The organism is Desulfuromonas versatilis, assembly GCF_019704135.1.
GTDB classification, from domain to species: Bacteria; Desulfobacterota; Desulfuromonadia; order Desulfuromonadales; family NIT-T3; genus Desulfuromonas_A; species Desulfuromonas_A versatilis.
The window spans coordinates 4,230,870-4,250,554 of sequence record NZ_AP024355.1 but is presented as its reverse complement, the minus strand read 5'-3'; the positions used below and the strand labels follow the sequence as shown (position 1 = coordinate 4,250,554).

The window sequence follows — 19,685 nt, the reverse complement described above, 5'->3', positions numbered from 1 at the left end:
TAAGGAATTTATTATAATGAAAATCACTTTCGTTGCAAATGCTGCTTGGTATTTAAGTAATTTTCGGTCATCAACTGTTCGGGCATTTTCAAAACGGTTTTATGTAAGTTGCCTTTACCCTAAAGGGGACAGCGGTAAATCTTTGATTAGCTTAGGGGCGCAAATACAACCGTTTATTCTCGACCCCACAAGCACGAATCTACTTAGGGAATTTAAATCACTATTGTGTTTGACGTGGTATGTAGCTCGTCAAAGACCTAACATGGTTTTCTCATTTAACCCAAAAACAAATCTATATTCATTGATTACTTGCTGGTTACTGCGCATTCCCTGTGTGCCCAATGTTTCAGGTGTGGGTGTCGCCTCACAGTTGGAAGGTGTGGTTGGAAAAATTTATCAAATTTTGGTTGGTTTTTTTTACAAGCATGCTTTTTTTGTTTTTTTTCAGAATAGAAATGATTATCAGGACTTTATTCAGGCGGGTTGGGTCAAGCCTTCTCAGGCCGAAATTATTCCTGGCTCTGGTGTGGATCTCCTGCGCTTCCGGCCCTGTGAAAAATCAAATTCACCCATAAGGTTTCTGATGGCATCTAGATTGATAAAGTCAAAAGGAGTTGTTGAATATATTGAAGCTGCACGCAGACTAGTGGCAAACGATGTCGGATGTGAATTTATTTTGGCCGGTGTGAAAGATAGTTCGAGTCGGGCTGTTTCAAACGATCTTCTTGAAGGATTGAAGACTGAAAACCGTATTCGCTTTTTGGGGCACATAGAAGACATGCCATCATTGTTAAACACTGTAGATTGTGTTGTTCTTCCATCTTATTACCCCGAAGGGGTCCCAAAAAGTCTCATTGAGGCCGCAGCTTCAGGTAAGATCATTATCACCACCGATACTCCTGGCTGTCGCGATACTGTAATTGAGGGAGAAAATGGCTTTTTCGTACCTCCCAAGTCTATAGATGGCCTTTGTGAGGGAATGCAAAAGGTCCTTGGGTTAAGTGATGGTGAAATGAGGAGAATGAAACATGCCTCCAGGTTGTTGGCCGAAAATTTGTTCGACGAGAAAACAGTTATTCAAAGGTATTTCAACGCTGTCGAGTTGTTGGAGGTGAAAAGGGGGGGGAATAAGGGCCAGTCAGACGAGGTGGTCGCTGGTGAGAGGGAAGGGGTAGATTCTGCTTATAAGTGCACCACCCGGGAGGTGGTCTAACAGGCTGCTGAAAAACACTGGCCTTGTCCAACGCAGTATAGGGTCGGACCAAAGCAACATATTGAAATAAAATGAAAATGAAGTGGTCTACTAACCCCGGACACCAACTAAGGTGGTATATTGAGCCACCTTCAAGGAGTGTTCAGAGTTATGGGAAGACGGACCTTTACCAAAGAGTTCAAACGCGAAGCCGCCGGACTTGTTGTGGATCAGGGCTATTCAATAGCCGAAGCCTGTCGTGCGACAGGTGTCGGGTCAACGGCCATGAGCCGCTGGGTTAAACAGCTTCAGGGCGAATATGGCGGAGTGACACCGAAAGCACAGGCGTTGACACCCGAGCAACAACGAATCCAAGAGCTAGAGGAACAAGTCAGAAAACTGGAAAGAGAGAAATCGATCCTAAAAAAGGCTACCGCTCTCTTAATGTCGGACGATCTAAAATCTTCGCGCTGATCGACCACTTAAGGGAGCATGGAAACGTCCAGCAGCTGTGTTCATTATTGGAAATTCCCCGTTCGAGCTATTACGACTATCGGGATCGCCGCAAAAAAATTGATGTCGAGCGTTTGCGGTTGCGCGCTAAAGCTACTGAAATATTCAACAAAAGTCGCCAGTCCGCAGGCAGCCGAAGCATTATGAGCAAGCTACGCCAAGACGGTGAAATTGTCGGGCGCTTTAAAGTTCGGCGGCTGATGAAAGAAGCTAATCTCGTCAGTAAACAACCCAGGCCACCCGCCTACAAAGTGGCAAAAGTTGAGAGGCCGGACATACCGAATCACTTAGATCGACAGTTCGATGTTCAGCAGCCAAACCAGGTCTGGTGTGGCGATATCACTTATGTCTGGGCACAAGGGCGATGGATATATCTCGCCGTGATCCTGGATCTGTACAGCCGCCGAGTCGTTGGTTGGAGTCTGTCTGAAAAAGTCGATGCCGATTTAACTATTGCGGCACTTGACCATGCTTACCAGTTGCGCGGGCAGCCTACGGCTGTGACGTTTCACTCAGATCAAGGCTGTCAATATGCCAGCAAATCATTTCGCCAACGCTTATGGCGTTATCGGATAAAACAGAGCATGAGCCGGCGGGGCAACTGCTGGGACAACGCACCGATGGAGCGTGTGTTTCGCAGCTATAAAAGTGAATGGATGCCTTCAGCCGGTTACACATCTTTCGATGAGGCCCAAAAGGATATTGGCCGATATCTTATGGATTATTACAACTGGTACCGCCCCCATCAGAGAAATGGCGGGCGTGCTCCTGCTGTCGCGGAAAAAAATCCTATTTTACTGTCCGGAAATAGTTGACCACTTCACATCCAGTACGGTCCAGTACGGGGTCGGACCACGGTAACCTGTTGAAATAACATGAAAAAAACCTGGTTTTGTGGGTGAAAACAACCCTTAGAGGGCCCTTTGGGGGGGCAAAAACGGGCCGCTAAGGGGCACGGGCCTGTGTTGGTAGAGATATCGAGGGGATCGGGCGCCCATCATTAGGCGCGCCGTTCCCCTTTTGCACATCTATGATGGTCTCCGCGTTTCAAGGATGCCGGGGGGGCTTGCTCCTGATTTTTAGGGAACACCGAGGGCATCAGGGCAGGGACGTAGGCAAGTATTTAAATTCTGCTCTTGCACCCATAGGGGGGATGGCCTCTTTCCAAAAGCGGAGCCGGTCCCCTTTCTTTTTGACCTGCAGGTGATATATTTTCGCCTCTGTTAACAATCCTGCCAACTTGCTATACTCGTCTCCAATTTTTAGTGTGTCATTTCCTTAAATATCCATTGATCCTATATGCCCTGCTCATATCTTGTTTACAGAAAGGTTTATTGCGATGGCTGATAAAGTGGCATTGATCACGGGGGTGACCGGCCAGGACGGCGCCTACCTGGCCGAGTTTCTGCTGAAGAAAGGTTACATTGTCCACGGCGTGAAGCGCCGCTCGTCGCTTTTCAACACCGACCGCATCGACCATCTGTACCAGGACCCGCACGTGGAGAACCGCAATTTCATCCTCCATTACGGCGACCTGACCGACTCGACCAACCTGATCCGCATCATCCAGCAGGTGCAGCCCGACGAGATCTACAACCTGGCGGCGCAGTCGCACGTCGGGGTCTCTTTTGAAACGCCGGAGTATACCGCCAATGCTGACGGACTGGGTACCCTTCGCATCCTCGAGGCGATCCGCATTCTGGGGCTGGAGAAGAAGACCCGCTTCTACCAGGCCTCGACCAGCGAGTTGTACGGGCTGGTGCAGGAAGTGCCGCAGAAGGAGACCACCCCCTTCTACCCCCGCTCGCCCTACGCGGTGGCCAAGCTCTACGGCTACTGGATCACCGTCAACTACCGCGAGGCCTACGGCATGTACGCCTGCAACGGTATCCTGTTCAACCACGAGTCGCCGATCCGCGGCGAGACTTTCGTCACCCGCAAGATCACCCGCGCCGTGGCGCGCATCGCCCTGGGGCTGCAGGACTGCCTCTACCTGGGCAACCTGAGCGCCCTGCGCGATTGGGGCCACGCCCGCGACTACGTGGAGATGCAGTGGCTGATGCTGCAGCAGGAGCAGCCCGAGGACTTCGTCATCGCCACCGGCGTGCAGTTCTCGGTGCGGCAGATGGTGGAGACCGCCGCCGCCGAGGTGGGGATCAAGATCCGCTGGGAAGGCGAGGGCAAGGAGGTGATCGGCATCGTGGAGGCGGTAGTTGGGGAGAAGGGAGAAGGAAGAGGGGAGAAGGCAGGCACCGCCCCCGCGCCCGGTACGGTGATCGTCCGCATCGACCCGCGCTACTTCCGCCCGACCGAGGTCGAGACCCTGCTCGGCGACCCGACCAAGGCCAAGGAAAAACTCGGCTGGGTGCCGAGAACCTCTTTCCAGGAACTGGTGCGGGAGATGGTCCTGTCGGACCTGGAAGAAGCCAAAAGAGATGAACTCTGCCGGCGCGGGGGCTTTAGTACTTTCAGTTACTACGAATAATGGAATAGTCAGGTTATTTAGGCAGATATGAAATTATTGATAACTGGTGGTTCGGGAATGGTGGGCAGAAACCTGCAGGCCCACCCAGGGTTGCAGGGGATCGCGGTCCTCGCACCCGGTCGAAACGAATTGGATCTGCTCGACTTTGGTTCTGTCGAGAGGTATTTGCGCGCCAACAGCCCGGATTTGATCATCCACTGCGCCGGGACCGTCGGCGGTATTCAGGCGAATATGCGGGAGCCGGTGCGGTTTCTGCTCGAAAACCTCGATATGGGGCGCAATCTGGTCTGGGCAGCGAAAAATGCCGAGGTAAAAAGACTGATCAACCTGGGAAGCTCATGCATGTACCCCAGGGATGCGCAAAACCCCTTGAAGGAGGAGATGATCCTCAGGGGTGAGTTGGAGCCCACCAACGAAGGGTATGCCCTGGCCAAGGTGACCATCGCTCGATTCTGTGAATACATTGGACGGGAAGACCCCGGTTACCAATATAAAACCCTCATCCCCTGTAATCTTTACGGTCCTTGGGACAAGTTCGACCCGGGTCACTCTCATTTGATTCCCGCGGTCATTCACAAGATTTACCAGGCCAAAATCGCAGGTGATGAAGAGGTCGTGATCTGGGGGGACGGAACCGCTCGTCGGGAGTTCATGTATGCGCCTGATCTGGCCGACTGCCTGGTGAGGGCCATGCAGCATTTCGATTCTCTTCCCGGCGTAATGAATGTGGGTCTTGGCCGTGATTATACGATCAATGAATATTACCGGACGGTGGCCCAGGTCATTGGTTTCGAAGGAGAGTTCGTTCACGACCTGGATAAGCCGGTGGGTATGAAGCAGAAACTTGTGGATGTCGAACGACAGATGGGGTGGGGCTGGCAGGCCAAGACGTCCCTCCTCGACGGCGTAGCCCAGACCTTCGAATTTTACCGGAGGCAAATGGCCCCCAATGGATAAGCCTCTGGCCGCTTTGGGCTGTTTCTGTATTGGTTTTCTTTCTTGTCAGTCATAGCTTTCTGAGGATTCTTTATGAGGAACAAAATCGGTGTCGGTCACGCTTCGATCGGCGATTTGGAAAAAAAATACGTGAACTTGGCTTTGGATGCCGGCCGGCTTTCTCAGGGAGAGTTCGTCTATAAATTCGAAAAAAATTTTGCTCGCTTGCATGATCAGAGATACGGCATTGCTTGCAATAGTGGTACGTCGGCATTGCATGTCGCCTTAGAGGCACTAAAGGAAAAGCGCTCTTGGAAAAATGGCAGTGAAGTCATTGTTCCTGCGATTACTTTTATCGCCTCGTCCAATGCTTGTCTCCATGCGGGTCTTCATCCGGTTTTTGTCGATGTAGACCCGGTTTCCTACAATATCAACCCCGATCTGATCGAGGATGCAATAACCGACAAGACCGTGGCGATCATGCCCGTACATACCTTCGGACAGCCCTGTGAAATGGACCGCATCGCCCAGATTGCCAGAAAGCATGATTTGGCCATCATCGAGGATTGTTCGGAGGCCCATTTCGCGACTTTCAATGGGCGACCCGTGGGTAGTTACGGCGATGTTTCAGCCTTCAGCACTTATGTGGCGCATACCATAACAACCGGAGTCGGGGGGGTGATTACGACCAATGACCCGGATCTGGCGGAAATCAGTCGGTCACTCATTGCCCATGGCAGGGCCTGTACCTGTGAACGTTGTATTGCCTCCAATCCTGAATCGGTGTGCAAGCTACGTATGGAAACTGAAATTGACCGAAGATTTATGATGGTTCGAATAGGGTATAGTTACCGAATCGGCGAGTTGGAAGGGGCGCTTGGGCTGGCGCAGCTTGAGAATAAAGATGAAATAATGAAGCGCCGAAAGTGGAATGCCGCTTTTTTGACGGAAGGGCTGAGTCGCTTTAGTGATTATCTTCAGCTTCCGGAATATCCCGAATACATTGATCATTCTTTTATGATGTATCCTTTGGTAATTCGCCAGGGTTGTCCTGTGAGCCGCAAAGAAATGGTGGAGTATCTGGAGAGAAATAACATCGAGAGCCGGCCGATGCTGCCTTTGGTCAACCAGCCTGTTTATCGAAATATATTTGGGGATATCGAGGAGCAATTTTCCGTTGCCAAGTGGATCAACGATAACGGTTTTTACCTTGGCTGCCACCATGGCCTGGAACAGGATGACCTTGAATTTATCTGCGATACATTTGCTGCTTTGTTCAAGTCAACTGGGTATTAAATTAAAGGTCAAGAACTTTCGAACGCAGATGGCCGCAGATAAAGACAAGGACAAACCCTGAAAAAACCGTTTCACCACTGAGGACACTGAGGTATCTGAGGAGTAAACCTGAACGGACATTGAAGTTGCGGTTTTTCTCAGTGTCTTCTCAGTGCTCTCAGTGGTAAAGAAGACTTGTGGTGGGGGTCAGGTCTTGTGGTGGGGGTCAGGTCTTGAAAAATCACTTTTCCGGATAAAGGCAAGCCCGGATTCCAGGTTGTAGATTTCATCTGCGTGCATCCGCCTTTATCTGCGTTCGCTAAAAAGGTTTTTTTGCACCAAAAGCCAAGACATGAATTGAACGCAGATGGCCGCAGATGGCCGCAGATAAAGACAAGGACAAACCCTGAAAAAACCGTTTCACCACTGAGGACACTGAGGTATCTGAGGGGTAAACCTGAACGGACATTGAAGTTGCGGTTTTTCTCAGTGTCTTCTCAGTGCTCTCAGTGGTAGAGAAGACTTGTGGTAGGGGTCAGGTCTTGAAAAATCACTTTTCCGGATAAAGGCAAGCCCGGATTCCAGGTTGTAGATTTCATCTGCGTGCATCCGCCTTTATCTGCGTTCGCTAAAAAGGTTTTTTTGCACCAAAAGCCAAGACATGAATTGAACGCAGATGGCCGCAGATGGCCGCAGATAAAGGCAAGGACCACTGCTGTCTCACAAATTCACAGCAGGGCTAACTGATTGTTTCGTATAGTGTTTTTGCGTGGAGACGGCTTGAATAGCTCTTCTAAATCGCGCTTCTCGAATAAATTTAGCTGTAATATCCGCAACATGCGCTGTAACGAAGCTCCGACTTTCGACTGGAACTTCAGGAACGAGAGTACCAAGTAGGCACATAGGGCGATCCAAAGCTGGGTCTTCACCGCGTTCATGGATGTGCCCAAGAAGCTCTTCACCTTCAGGTTCTGTTTGATCCACTTGAAGAAGAGCTCGATCTGCCAGCGTTCTTTGTAAAGATCGGCCACCGTTTGGGCCGGGATCTCCAAGGCATTGGTCACGAACTGGTAAATGATGCCCGTTTCCTCGTCCCGATACGTGACCAAGCGGAAGGTTTCGGGCAGCTTGCCCAAATGGATTTCTCGGTCCTCGATCACCCCCGGGCTCTTGCGGCCACGGCGTTTTTTGCCGGGCGTGACGATGGCGTTGCTCTTGAGGCGGGTGACAAAGAATACCCCGTCCTCACACAGTTCCTGATACCAGGTGTAATCGGTGTAGCCTCGGTCGAAGACCACATAGGAGCCCTTGGGGAGTTCGAGCTCTCTGGCATGGTTGATTTCATGCTCCTTGCCTTCGGTCAGATCGACAAAGGCGGGTAAATAGCCGTCGGCATCGAGCCCGACATGAAGCTTGGCCGCCCCCTTGTTCTTCTGGTACTTGGCCCAAGGAAACAGGGAGAGTGTCAGGTCGAGCAGGGAAGCATCCAGCAGGTAGATTTTTCCGTCGAGTTTGAAGCTTTTGTTCCGTGGCGCCATTGACTGGCAGCGGGCCAACAGGCGCTGAAACAGCTCTTCGTAAAGAGTGTGCGGCTGACTTTCGTTACAGCGCGCCAAGGTGGCTCTGCTGAACACCTTGACGCCCAAGTGGTAGAGCTTGCTGCCCTGAACGCTGAGATTGTCAACGACATCCCGCAGGCTGCTCCGACCTGTCAGCTGTGCTGTCAGCATGGCGACAAACTGGGTCCAGCGGGAGAACGAACGAAACTTCTGCCCGACGTGATGCTTGTTCGCCAGGGATTGAAATTCATGTCTCGGAAAAATTCGTACAATTTGAGAAAGAACGGTGCTACAATGGGCCACGGCTCGGAACTCCTTATTGTTATTATGGTTTTGGCGAACTCATTATAACATTTTGGAGTCTCCGGGCCTTCTATTTTTTGATCAAACTATGAGACAGCAGTGGGCAAGGACAAACCCTGAAAAAACCGTTTCACCACTGAGGACACTGAGGTATCTGAGGAGTAAATCTGACGGGACATTGAGGTTGAGGTTTTCTCAGTGTCTCCTCAGTGCTCTCAGTGGTAGAGAAGACTTGGGATTTTTTTCGGGAATCCGCGCAGGACGGGGCCGGCTAGCGGCAGATGAGCGGGGCCAGGACCTTGTAGACGAAGGCGACCCCCAGAACGAACATGATGGCCCCGCACCAGAAGCGGAACTGGGCTGATTTTCTGTAGCGGCGCCGGGCCCGGCGCCAAAGACTGGCTGTCATTTTCTATCCCCCCCTTGGTTTTGCTTCTCCTTCCGGCTCGCCATTGTCCGGTTTTTCGCCTCGGCAGCCTGCCGCCGCGGCGCAGACCCCCGGACTCTGGGATGCCACCGCCTTTATTTACCATTTCACCTGGGGAAAAGTCAATTAAGCCTTGTTTTTTTAATGATTTGCCTAATGTGGTAAAATTTAGCCCATGATGGTTTCCGCTGGGGGATGTTGCGGCTTTCCCCGCAAATTCCCCTTGACAGATTCCAATCCCACAGCTACCATGCACAAGTCATTTTAATGTAATGGTTCTAGTTTCTCAGGCTTCGCTCAGTAAGCCTCTTCCTTCTTCTTTTCTGGTTTTTCACCGACAATTCCGGCATTTCCCCGATTCCTCCGGTTGGTGTCCCATGGTCATCGGCCCGGCCCGAAGTCTTCCGGCACTGATTCCGCGGGGGTTCGCACCCCCCCATCATCATGTGCCGTTTTTGGCACTGTTTTTGAAATGGAGAAGTGTCCGCATTCCAGGCGGTGGTTTTTTGCAGGGGGTGGTTATGCAGTATTTCTTCATGTTCATGTCGGCGCTGTTCAGCGCGCTGCTGCTGGTGCCGACGGTACGCAGGCTGGCGGTGGCCTGGGGCAAGCTCGATACGCCCGATGCGCGCAAGGTGCACGCGGTTCCCATCCCCCGGTTGGGCGGGGTGGGGATCTTTCTGGCTTTTCTGTTCGCGGTGCTGGTCCACCAGCAGACCGGGCCCCAGGTGTGGGCGGTGCTCTGCGGCGGCGTGGTCATTTTTTTGACAGGGGTGCTGGACGATCTCTACGGGCTGGGACCCAAGACCAAGTTTCTGGGACAGATTCTCGCCTGCAGCCTGACCATCGGCCTGGGAGACCTGGTGCTCGCCGACCTGGGCAACCTGCTGGGGCTCGGCTCGCTGGTGCTGCCCGGGTGGCTCGCCGTCCCCTTCACGGTGTTCGCTGTGGTCGGGGTGACCAACGCCATCAACCTGATCGACGGCCTCGACGGGCTGGCCAGCGGGGTTTCGCTGATCGCCCTGGCGGCCTTCAGCCTGCTGGCCTGGCTCGGCCAGGCGACGGTCCCCCTGGCGCTGTGCCTGGCGCTGATGGGCGGGCTGCTGGGGTTTCTCAAGTACAACTCCTACCCGGCGCGCATCTTCATGGGCGACGGGGGGAGCCTGACCGTCGGTTTTCTGCTGGGGTTTCTCGCCATCATGCTGACCCAGGGCGAGCAGGCGGTGGTCAGCCCGGTGGTGCCGGTGGTGATCCTCGGGCTGCCGATCATCGACACCCTCTGGGTGATGAGCCGCCGGGTGCTGCAGGGGCAGGGGCCCTTCTCCCCCGACCGCACCCACGTGCACCACAAGCTGCTGGACCTGGGGTTCCACCACCGGGGGACGGTGATCCTCATCTACGGGGCCAGCCTGGGCTGGGCCCTGGTGGCGGTGGGGCTGCGCCAGGCCCCGGCCTACCTGCTGCTCTGGGGCTATCTGCTGACCACCCTGGCCGGCTATCTGGCCCTGCGCCAGGCGATCCGCTCGCCGCGGCTGGTTCCCTTTCTGAACCGCGAGGACTCGGAAGCGAGCCTGCGCGAGACCCCGCTGTTTCGCCGCCTGCAGTCTCTGGCCGACCGGGGGGTGCCGCTGCTCGGCGGGGGGCTGCTGGTGTTTTTGCTGCTCTGCCTGAGCTCGGTGGGGGCGGAGGGCGCCCGGGTGCCCTGGCCGGCCCTGCTGCTGGTGCTGGCCGGCGGGCTGCTCAGCCTGCTGCTCTCGCGCCGGCTCTCCAACCATTTCGTGCTGGTGTTCCAGTACGCCGCGGCGCTGCTGCTGATCCATGCCGCGGAGCCGCTGGCGGCGACCAGGCTGCTCGGCGAGCTGACCATCGGCCAGGCCGAGACGGCGGTGCTGGTGCTGGTCGGCACCCTGGTGGCCCTGCGCATCGTCTTCCGCCAGCCGGGGGAGCTGTTTCTCAGTACCCCCCTGGAGTTTCTGATCCTGGCCATGAGCCTCTCGGTGGTCGGACTGGCGGCCTCCCTGGGCCTGGGCCACGCCCTGCAGCCGGTGATCGCCAAGGCGATGGTGGTCTTCCTCGGGGTCAAGGTGGTCGCGGTGCGCGGCCGCCTGCCGGGCGGTCTGGCCTTCGCCGGGGGCAACCTGGCGCTGGTGGTCATCGCCGGCCGGTGGCTGTTCTGAGCCGGGGCCAGGGAGGGGTGGGAGGGGGGTTTTTCCGCCGCCCCCTGTACGAACCGGTAACTGTGGTGTAAGCTTTAATCCAAATCCGCGGGTTCTGACCGGGCAATAGCGCAAGCCATTGACCTGCCAAAGCGTTCAAAAAATCACCGACGAACCTGTGGGTGCGCCTCAGATTTTTTGAATCGCTTATTCAGGCCAAGCACTTACACTCTTTTCCCGCCCCGAACCCACGGATCTGGATTGATCCCCGGTAGGAAACAGGTCTTTGCCAGGCAGGTCGGTATGCCATGAGTGATGCGGAACTTGAGCAGCACGCCGGGGGGGCGGTCCTGTTCGCCCCCGCGGCCTCGGAACCCGGAAGGGCCCCGGCCCAGTCCCCAGGGATGCGGCTGAAGGGGTTCTGGAAGCTCTACCTCTCGCCGCTCAAGCTGCTGGTCTTCATGGTTTCGGCCATCTTCCTGGCCGAAACCGTGGTCATGTTCCTCCTGGAATACTTCCAGATGCAGAACCGGGTGCTCGAGGCGCTCATCGACTCGGCCACCCTGGTTGTTTTGCTCTCTCCCTCCTTCTACTACCTGTTTTACCGCCCCTTCAATCTGCACGTCCAGGAACACAAGAAGTCCGCCGAGGAAATCCGCCTGCTCTCGCGGCAGCTGATGCTGGCCGGCGAGGAAGAGCGCAAGCGCCTGGCGCTCGATCTGCACGATGAGTTCGGCCAGTGCCTGGCGGCCATGCAACTGGACGTCGATTCGCTGCGCGATGCCCTGCCGGCCGGCGAGGCGGCCCCGGTCGAGCTGTTCGGCCGGGTCTCGGCCAGCATCGCCGACCTGGGCGATCGGCTGCGGCATTTCTCTTCGAGCCTGCGGCCGCCGGCCCTGGACTTGCTGGGGGTGGTGGCCGCCATCGAGGGGGACATCGATGAGCTGCGCGCCCGCAACCCCGGCTTCAGCATCGAATTTCAGGCGCTGGGCTTCAAGAAACGGGTCTCCCCGGCGGTGGAGGTGACTTTGTACCGGCTGTACCAGGAGTGCCTCAACAACGTGGTGCGCCACGCCGGGGCCCGGAAGGTGGAGGTGCGCCTGGTCTTCAGCTATCCGCGGGTGATTTTCAGCGTCCGCGACGACGGAGTGGGCTTTCGCCCCGAGCGGCTCGGCGTGGCCGGCCAGCGGGTGGGGATCGGCCTGCTGGGCATGCGGGAGCGGGCCGCCACCTTGGGTGGCAGCTTCCGGGTCCGTTCGGCCCCGGGAGAAGGGACCCTGATTAAAGTGGAGCTGCCCGCGGCAGAGGAGTCGAATGATGGAACCGATGGATAAGGTCAAGGTGATGGTGGCCGATGATCACCCGGTGGTACGTGGCGGGTTGCAGCTGCTGCTCAACGCCCAGCCCGACATGGAGGTGGTCGGAGACGCGGGGGACGGCCAGACGGTCCTGGAGAAGCTCAAGTTCTGCCGTCCCGATGTGCTGATGCTCGACATCTCGATGCCGGAGGTCAACGGCCTGGATGTGGCGCGCCGGGTGCGCGAGGATTTCCCCCGGGTGCGGGTGGTGATCGTCTCGATGCACGACAAGGACGTCTATGTGCGCCAGGCCCTGGAGTCGGGGGTGTTCGGCTACGTGCTCAAGGGCGCCTCGAGCAGCGAACTGCTCGAGGCGGTGCGCGCGGCGGGCCGGGGCGATTACTATCTCTCTTCACGGGTGCGCGCCGATCTTATCCAGGCCTACCTCAAGCAGCCGCCCCCGCAGCCCGCTTCCCACACCTACGACCTGCTCTCGGAGCGCGAGCAGCAGGTGTTCCGCATGCTGGTGGAGGGGCACTCCACGGGCGAGATCGCCGAGCAGTTGTTCGTCAGTCCCAAGACGGTGGAAAAGCACCGGGTCAACGTCATGAAGAAGCTCGACTGTCCCGATCTGCTGAGCATGGTCAAGTTCGGCATCCGCATCGGCATCATCGATCCCGATTTCTGGAAAAGCTGATCGCCTCCCTCTGCCCCCCGCCGGGTCCGCTCCATGGCCGGACCCGGGTGGGGTAGAAAATTCCTACCCCAAAAAGTAGCAATCCCCTCATAGCAAAATTCCCCCCAACTTTTATACTGACCCTCGCAAGGAAAACGTTGTTTCGCATTTTTCCGGCCGAATATTCGGCTTAATCAAGGTACGCAAGTCCCTGTCTGGAGGGGCTTTCCCATATCCAAAGCTTTCATCGCCCCCCGACCCATGGCCGGGCGGGTGCGACAAAGAGGAGGCGTTCCCGCCCGGGCCGGGTGGTGGAATGTCTCCACTTCAACTTTCTTTCGACAACTAGGGAACCGGTCGTTCGTTTGGAAATCTTAAGAGGAGGTCGATTTATGAACCGAGAGAACCGAAGCTGGAACTCGCATGCGCCCCGCTGGGGTGCGTGGCTTCTCGTTCTGCTGCTGGTACTGATGTTTCAGGGGCGCGCCCAGGCATTTATCGTCAACGTGGTCGACCCACAGGGAACCCCCATCCCCAACGGCTTTCGCTGGCTGCTGGAGGAGGACACCACTACCTGGACCTATCCAGGCACGGTGCAGGTCTCCCCGTCCCAGCCCATCGGCGGCGCCTACGCTCCCGTGCCCGGCCCCAGCATCGGCCTGGACATCCACAAGAGCTACGCGCCGGTGGTGAACAAGGGCAATGCCAGCGGGGCGGCGGCCAACGTCAACACCGACCTCCACGGCAACGCCCTCGACACCGGCAAGCGCTACTTCCTGTCGGTTCTCCCCTACGACGGCTACGCCAACAGCGGCGCGCCGGTGGCCCCGGGGCAGACCACGGTGACCGTGGTCGTCAACCCCCTGCCGCTGCCCACCGCCCAGATCACCATCCTCGCCCACGTCGACCACGACCCGATCAACAACATCTGGGATGAGACCGAGGCCGGGCTGGGCGGCTGCACCGTCAAGCTGGCCGACTTCTCCGGCGGGGCCTTTATGTGGGATGCCTTCGGCAACCCCCTGGGCACTACCTACCAGCGCAACGGCGACGGCAGCTATGTCCTGGTCGACGGCGCGCCGCAGGTGCTGGCCATGGGCAGCGGGGTGATCACCACCCTGACCTACGCCGACTGGTACGCGGCCCAGGGCCTGGCTCCCGACGGGGTGACCCCGATCACCCCCGACCCCTCGCGCAACCCCTATAACCTCAAGCCGGGCGAAGCGGTGGTCAAGAACCTGACCCCCGGCAAGTACGGGGTGGTGCTGACCCCGCCGGGCGCCGACGACTCGGGCAACGCCATGACCTGGGTGCAGACCGCCACCATCGAGGGGACCACCACCATCGACGCCTGGGTCAAGGCCAACGAGCCCAACCTCTTCGTCGAGGGCTTCGGCCAGGGCGTCCAGCACGTGATCTTCGGTTTTGTCAAGACCGCTCCCATGAGCGGTTCGGTGTACAAGGGGCAGACCATTCACGGCATGCCCTGGCAGGACCCGAGCCATCCCGAGGCCATCGACCGCAGCGGCTTTACCGGCAAGATCACCGGGACCCTGCGCCTGAACCACTTCTCGCGGCCGCCGACCACCCAGGGCTTCTTCCCCGGCAAGCCGGTGGCGGAGGGCTGGGTCGGCCTCAACGACACCGCGGCGGTGCCCGAGGTGACCGTGGCGGGGATGTACGCCGCCCCCTGTGACCCGGAAACCGGCTATTTCGAGATCAACAACGTGCCGCCGGGCACCTACACCCTGTCCAGCTGGGACGCTCCGCTGCTCAACCTGTTCGCCACCAACACCGTGACCGTGCCCGCCGGCGCCGGCGGCACCGGCGAGACCGTCACCCTCGGCGATGTGCTGATCTACCACTGGTTCGGCGATCTCTCGGGCAAGGTGTTTATGGATGCCAACCAGAACGGCTTCCCTGACCCCAACGAGCCGGGCATTCCCGACCGGGGGGTGAACATCCGCTTCCGCGACGGCACCGTTTACCAGGCGACCGTGACCGACAATACCGGCGAGTACGGCTTTGCCGGGGTCTTCCCCTTCTTCAAGTGGCTGGTCACCGAAGTCGATTTCGCATCCCTCAAAGCGACCGGCCTCACCACGGTCACCGACTTCGGCGGACCGGTCCTGCCCGACCAGGGGTGGGTCTTCCCCTCCCGGGGCAAGCTCAATCCCCAGCCCCAGTGCCTGCCCGGCACCGGCGCGGTGGCCAACGGCTCGGGGACCATCGAAGCGAACTGCAGCCCGGACATCAACCCCAACACCGGCAACAACCTCTCGCGTACCGAAACCGGTCCGGTGCTGACCCAGGCCATGCACCTGTTCCTCAACCAGTTCAACGAGGCCAACTGGGGCAAGGCCAACTACGCGGTGGGTGAAAACGGCGGCATCTCCGGCATCGTCTTCTACGCCAACACCCGCGCCGAGAACGATCCGCGCTACGCGGTGGGCGAGCCCTGGGAGCCGGGAATTCCCCGCGTCCAGGTCAACCTCTACCAGGATAACCTGAACAACGCCACCGGCCAGCCCGGCCCCGACGGGCAGATCGATGACATCGACGGCACCGCCGGCATCCAGCTCGCGGACGTCGACAACTTCCCCTTCGGTGATTTCCCGGGCGACGGCGACGTCGACCACAACGGCAACGGGATCTTCGACCTGGGCGACGCTGTGGCGGTGACCACCACCGACAGCTGGGACGACTCCCCGCCCACCGACTGCGTGCAGACCCTGCCGGTGATCCACGGCATCACAGCCCCCGAATGCGCCGACGCCTTCGCCACCTGGAACCAGCAGCGCCCTGGGGTGTTCAACGGCGGTTATGCCTTCGGCAGCCCCGCGGGCGAACCGAACCTGCCCACGGGGATGTACATCGTCGAGGCGGCCACCCCGCCCGGCTACGTCCTGGTCAAGGAAGAAGACAAGAACGTCGACTTCGGCGACAGCTACGTCCCCAGCCCGCTGCTGCTGCCGCCGGTCTGCGTCGGCGACGCCCACACCGTGCCCCAGTACATGAGCTTCGTCACCGACGAGGCTGGCGACCTGCTGCCGGGGATCACCCCCAGCACCGACCTGGAGGCCCCTTTCTTCGGCGGCCCGGCGCGGCCCCTGTGTGACCGCAAGCAGGTCTACCTGACCGACGGCAAGAACGCCGCGGCCGACTTCTTCTTCTTTACCGAGGTGCCCAAGGCCAGCCGCGCCGTCGGCTTCGCCCTTAACGACTTGACTGCCGAGTTCAACGTCAACAGCCCCAACTTCGGCGAGAAGGCCGGGGCGCCGTGGATTCCGATTTCCTTCAACGACTGGAGCGGCCGCGAGATCACCCGCGTCTACACCGACGAGTTCGGCGTCTACAACGCCATGCTCCCGGGCACCTACACGGCCAATGCGCCGGCCCCGGCGGGCTTCGCCCCCAACATGATGACCCTGGTCCTCAACGACCCGCAGCTGCCCGACGGCTCGGTCGACCCCTTCTACAACCCGACCTACAGCATATCGCCCTGGACCTTCAACTACATGCCCGCCACCTCCAGCTACCTCGACACTCCGCTGGTGCCGCTGGGCGCCTTCTCCGCGGGCGGCGGAGCGGTGGATACCTACCAGGTCGACAGCGGCCCGGTGATCGCCTCGGTGAGCGGCCCCGAGCCCCAGGGGGGGCCGCTGCTCTGCACCGCCCGCAGCAACGGCAGCGACATCTTCATCAACTCGCGCGGCAGCGCGGTGACCATCGTCAACCCCGACTATGACCCCGCCGCCACCCCGCCGACGCCGCTGTTCATCACCCGGGACTTCAGCTTCGGCCCCGACACCGGCAACGGCGTGGTCACCCTCGACGGGGTGCCGCTGGCCATCGTCAGCTGGACCCCCGACACCATCGTCGCCAGCGTACCGGCCGGCGTCGACAGCGGGCGCCTGATGGTGACCCGCGGTGACAACGCCATCACCACCCAGGTCGGCGTGACCCTGAACATCGTCGACTGCGGCGCCACCACGGTTCTCCAGGTGCCCAGCGGCAGCTTCCCGACCATCCAGTCGGCCGTCGACGCGGCCAGCGCCGGCGACCTGATCCTGGTCGGCCCCGGCACCTACAACGAGAACGTGATCATGAACAAGCCGGTCCACCTGCAGGGCGCGGGTGCCGGGTCCACCTTCATCAACGCCAATCCGGCCACCGCCGAGGCGCTGCAGCTCTGGCACAACCGCCTCGTCGCCCTGGGCGGCGCCGACTTCGAGGCCTACCTGCTCAAGTTCGCCTTCCATGCCGGCGAGGCTCCGGGGATCATCGTCTTCGGCGAGAAAACCTTCCCCGACGGCAACGTGCAGGTTCCCGGCGGCGGACCCGACAAGGTCCTCAACCCGGGCAACCCCTTCAACACCCCGGGCCAGGCGCTCATCGACGGCTTCACCATCTCCGGCTCGCTGGTCGGCGGCGGGATCTACGTCGTCACTGGAGCCGACTACCTGACCATCAGCAACAACGAGATCACCAACAACCAGGGGAACATCGCCGGCGGTATCGCCATCGGTATCGATGACGTCGGTTTCGCCCAGCAGAACAACAACATCGTCATCCGCAACAACAAGATCCACAAGAACGGCGGCCTGCAGGGCCCCGGTGGCATCGCCCTGAACGAGGACGCCAACAACTACCTGGTCGAGGGCAACCTGATCACCGGCAACTTCACCTCCTTCCACGGCGGCGCCATCGCCCACCAGGGCCTGAGCGACGGCGGGGTGATCCGCAACAACCGCATCCTGTTCAACGAGAATCATCACAACGCCCTGCTCAACCAGGCCGGGGACGGCGGCGGCATCTACGTCGGCACCGACGTGGCCGGGGCTACCGGGTCGGGATCGGTCACCATCGACGCCAACCTGATCCAGGGCAACCTGACCGGCTCGGGACGCGGCGGCGGCATCATCGCCAACGGGGTGAACAACCAGGACGTCACCGACAACCCCAGTGATCCGTCCCAGTGGTATGAGCTGCGGATCACCAACAACATGATCGTCAACAACGTGGCGGCCAATGGTGGCGGCGGCATCTTCCTGAAGGATGTGGCCCGGGCGAGCGTGGTCAACAACACCATCGCCAACAACGACAGTACCTCCACCAGCGTGCTGGCTTTCGCCCCCGGCCAGACCAACTCCACGCCGCTGCCGGCGGGGGTCGTCTCGGGTGCCCACAGCGCGGCCCTGCAGGCCGCCTTCGGGGCCGGGTTCGAGCAGACCTTCTCCAACCCGGTGCTGGCGAACAACATCGTCTGGCACAACCGCTCCTGGTACAACAACGCCGCGCTCAACGGCGGCGCGGGCGGCCTAGCGGAAAACCCGACCGGGCTCTACCAGGATCTGGGCGTGATCAACACCCTCGCGCCCCAGGCCCTCAACCCGCAGAACTGTATCCTCACCAGCACCGCGGGGTATGACGCCAGCAACCTGGCCGCCAACCCGGGCCTGGTGCTCGAATACACCAACACCCTGAGCACCGCCACGGTACTCGACGAGGGGGGGAACTCTATCAGCGTGACCTACCCCGAGCTGTTCGCCAGCCTTGGCGACTACCACATCTTCCCCGGCGGTGCAGGGGTCGATATGGGGTTGGATACCACCCTGGTCACCGACTTCGACGGGGATAACTGGCCGCAGGGCGGCGCCAACGACATCGGCGCGGATGAGTTCGTGTTTGTCCCGTTGGCTCTGGTGTCGCCAAACGGAGGGGAAATCCTGGGGCCCAACCAGAGCTACCTGATCCGCTGGATGACTCCGTTTGGGACGTACACCTACGCCTTGGAATATTCGGTCAACAACGGCACCAGTTGGAGCCCGATAGTTTCAGGATTAACCGGAAGCAGCTACTCCTGGACGGTTCCCAACGTCATTACCTCGACCGCTTTGGTGAGGGTTTCGGCCTTCGAGTCGGGGAATCCGACCCCGGTCCTGCAGGATGTTTCCAACGGTGTGTTTTCCATCACCACACTGCGTGTGGATTCTCCCAATGGTGGAGAGATTCTGACGGGTGGGATCACCACCAATATCAGTTGGACCGATCCCGCCGGCGCGGCAAGTTATCTGCTTCGCTATTCTCTGAATGGTGGTGCGACCTGGAACCCGATCGCCAGCGTCACAGGGACCAGTTTTGCCTGGACGGTTCCCTCGGCCGACTCGGCCAACTGCCTGGTTCGGGTGACGGCCTACGGTGCAGGTGGTGCGTGGCTGGCCAATGACGTATCCGATGGGCCCTTCACCATTTTGCCTGGAACGCCTCCGTCGGCTCTTGCGGTGGTTTCGCCCAATGGCGGTGAAACCCTGACGGGCGGTACGACCCACACCATCCAATGGGCAGCGCATACGGGAGCGACGAATTACCTCGTGCGCTATTCCACCAATGGCGGGGCGAGCTGGAATCCGGTTGCCAGTGTCACAGGGACCAGCTTTGTGTGGACGGTCCCCGCGGCCGACTCGGCCAACTGCTTGGTCCGGGTGACCGCCTACGGTGCCGGTGGCGCGTGGCTGGCCAATGACGTATCTAATGGCCCCTTCACCATCCTGCCAGGAACGCCTCCATCGGTTCTTGCGGTGGTATCCCCGAACGGTGGCGAGACCCTGGCGGGTGGGACGATCCACAACATCCAATGGGCAGCCCATGCGGGGGCGGCGAGTTATCTCGTGCGCTATTCCACCAATGGCGGAGCGAATTGGAGCCCGATTGTCAGTACCGCGGGCACCAGTTTTGATTGGACGGTCCCCTCGGCCAGTTCGGCCAACTGTCTGGTCCGGGTGACCGCCTATAACTCTGGAGGTGCCTGGCTGGCCAATGATGTCTCGAATGGTCCGTTCACCATCAACCCCTGAGATTGATT

11 protein-coding genes are annotated in these 19,685 nt (G+C 59.0%); 9 read left to right on the top strand and 2 right to left on the bottom strand.

Features of this window, described 5'->3' with window-relative positions; genetic code table 11:
* The first annotated feature begins 16 nt into the window (after nucleotides 1-16).
* From DESUT3_RS19130 to DESUT3_RS19110, 5 genes are all read left to right on the top strand, one after another.
* Nucleotides 17-1,213 carry a glycosyltransferase family 4 protein gene (locus tag DESUT3_RS19130; RefSeq protein ID WP_221250092.1) on the top strand — a complete coding sequence of 399 codons (1,197 nt, stop codon included), beginning with the start codon at nucleotides 17-19 and terminating at the stop codon, nucleotides 1,211-1,213.
* Nucleotides 1,214-1,363: 150 nt separating this feature from the next.
* A protein-coding gene (locus DESUT3_RS19125; RefSeq protein ID WP_221248485.1) for an IS3 family transposase occupies nucleotides 1,364-2,520 on the top strand; the annotation gives its coding sequence in 2 pieces (ribosomal slippage) (nucleotides 1,364-1,613 and nucleotides 1,613-2,520; 1,158 coding nt in all).
* Nucleotides 2,521-3,044: 524 nt separating this feature from the next.
* The gene (gmd, locus tag DESUT3_RS19120; RefSeq protein ID WP_221250091.1) at nucleotides 3,045-4,190 is read left to right on the top strand and encodes a GDP-mannose 4,6-dehydratase; all 1,146 of its coding nucleotides are present in this window, start codon (nucleotides 3,045-3,047) and stop codon (nucleotides 4,188-4,190) included.
* Nucleotides 4,191-4,217: 27 nt separating this feature from the next.
* Nucleotides 4,218-5,147 (top strand): GDP-L-fucose synthase family protein, encoded by a 930-nt coding sequence (locus DESUT3_RS19115; protein WP_221250090.1) that lies wholly within the window; start codon nucleotides 4,218-4,220, stop codon nucleotides 5,145-5,147.
* Nucleotides 5,148-5,219: 72 nt separating this feature from the next.
* On the top strand, nucleotides 5,220-6,422 hold the full coding sequence (locus DESUT3_RS19110) for a DegT/DnrJ/EryC1/StrS family aminotransferase (protein WP_221250089.1): 1,203 nt from the start codon (nucleotides 5,220-5,222) through the stop codon (nucleotides 6,420-6,422).
* Between the two features lie 707 nt (nucleotides 6,423-7,129).
* On the opposite strand, the gene DESUT3_RS19105 is transcribed toward DESUT3_RS19110, so the two are convergent.
* Complete coding sequence (locus tag DESUT3_RS19105; RefSeq protein WP_221248716.1) at nucleotides 7,130-8,263, bottom strand: IS4 family transposase; 1,134 nt, start codon at nucleotides 8,261-8,263, stop codon at nucleotides 7,130-7,132.
* Nucleotides 8,264-8,534: 271 nt separating this feature from the next.
* Nucleotides 8,535-8,672, bottom strand: coding sequence for a hypothetical protein (locus DESUT3_RS19100; protein WP_221250088.1), 138 nt, complete (start codon nucleotides 8,670-8,672; stop codon nucleotides 8,535-8,537).
* A gap of 539 nt (nucleotides 8,673-9,211) precedes the next feature.
* On the opposite strand from DESUT3_RS19100, the gene DESUT3_RS21170 reads away from it, so the two are divergent.
* The 4 genes from DESUT3_RS21170 (at nucleotide 9,212) to DESUT3_RS19080 (ending at nucleotide 19,677) form a co-directional block, all read left to right on the top strand.
* On the top strand, nucleotides 9,212-10,867 hold the full coding sequence (locus tag DESUT3_RS21170) for a glycosyltransferase family 4 protein (RefSeq protein ID WP_221250087.1): 1,656 nt from the start codon (nucleotides 9,212-9,214) through the stop codon (nucleotides 10,865-10,867).
* Nucleotides 10,868-11,154: 287 nt separating this feature from the next.
* The gene (locus tag DESUT3_RS19090) at nucleotides 11,155-12,180 is read left to right on the top strand and encodes a sensor histidine kinase (protein WP_221250086.1); all 1,026 of its coding nucleotides are present in this window, start codon (nucleotides 11,155-11,157) and stop codon (nucleotides 12,178-12,180) included.
* On the top strand, nucleotides 12,161-12,841 hold the full coding sequence (locus DESUT3_RS19085) for a response regulator (RefSeq protein WP_221250085.1): 681 nt from the start codon (nucleotides 12,161-12,163) through the stop codon (nucleotides 12,839-12,841). Before DESUT3_RS19090 ends, DESUT3_RS19085 begins: the two co-directional genes overlap by 20 nt.
* A 371-nt stretch (nucleotides 12,842-13,212) precedes the next feature.
* Complete coding sequence (locus DESUT3_RS19080; RefSeq protein WP_221250084.1) at nucleotides 13,213-19,677, top strand: SdrD B-like domain-containing protein; 6,465 nt, start codon at nucleotides 13,213-13,215, stop codon at nucleotides 19,675-19,677.
* The last annotated feature ends 8 nt before the right edge of the window (nucleotides 19,678-19,685 follow it).

Coding starts and splice junctions, on each gene's coding strand:
- DESUT3_RS19130 (WP_221250092.1), top strand. CDS start 17: ATGAAAATCACTTTCGTTGCAAATGCTGCTTGGTATTTAAGTAATTTT.
- gmd (WP_221250091.1), top strand. CDS start 3,045: ATGGCTGATAAAGTGGCATTGATCACGGGGGTGACCGGCCAGGACGGC.
- DESUT3_RS19115 (WP_221250090.1), top strand. CDS start 4,218: ATGAAATTATTGATAACTGGTGGTTCGGGAATGGTGGGCAGAAACCTG.
- DESUT3_RS19110 (WP_221250089.1), top strand. CDS start 5,220: ATGAGGAACAAAATCGGTGTCGGTCACGCTTCGATCGGCGATTTGGAA.
- DESUT3_RS19100 (WP_221250088.1), bottom strand. CDS start 8,672: ATGACAGCCAGTCTTTGGCGCCGGGCCCGGCGCCGCTACAGAAAATCA.
- DESUT3_RS21170 (WP_221250087.1), top strand. CDS start 9,212: ATGCAGTATTTCTTCATGTTCATGTCGGCGCTGTTCAGCGCGCTGCTG.
- DESUT3_RS19090 (WP_221250086.1), top strand. CDS start 11,155: ATGAGTGATGCGGAACTTGAGCAGCACGCCGGGGGGGCGGTCCTGTTC.
- DESUT3_RS19085 (WP_221250085.1), top strand. CDS start 12,161: ATGATGGAACCGATGGATAAGGTCAAGGTGATGGTGGCCGATGATCAC.
- DESUT3_RS19080 (WP_221250084.1), top strand. CDS start 13,213: ATGAACCGAGAGAACCGAAGCTGGAACTCGCATGCGCCCCGCTGGGGT.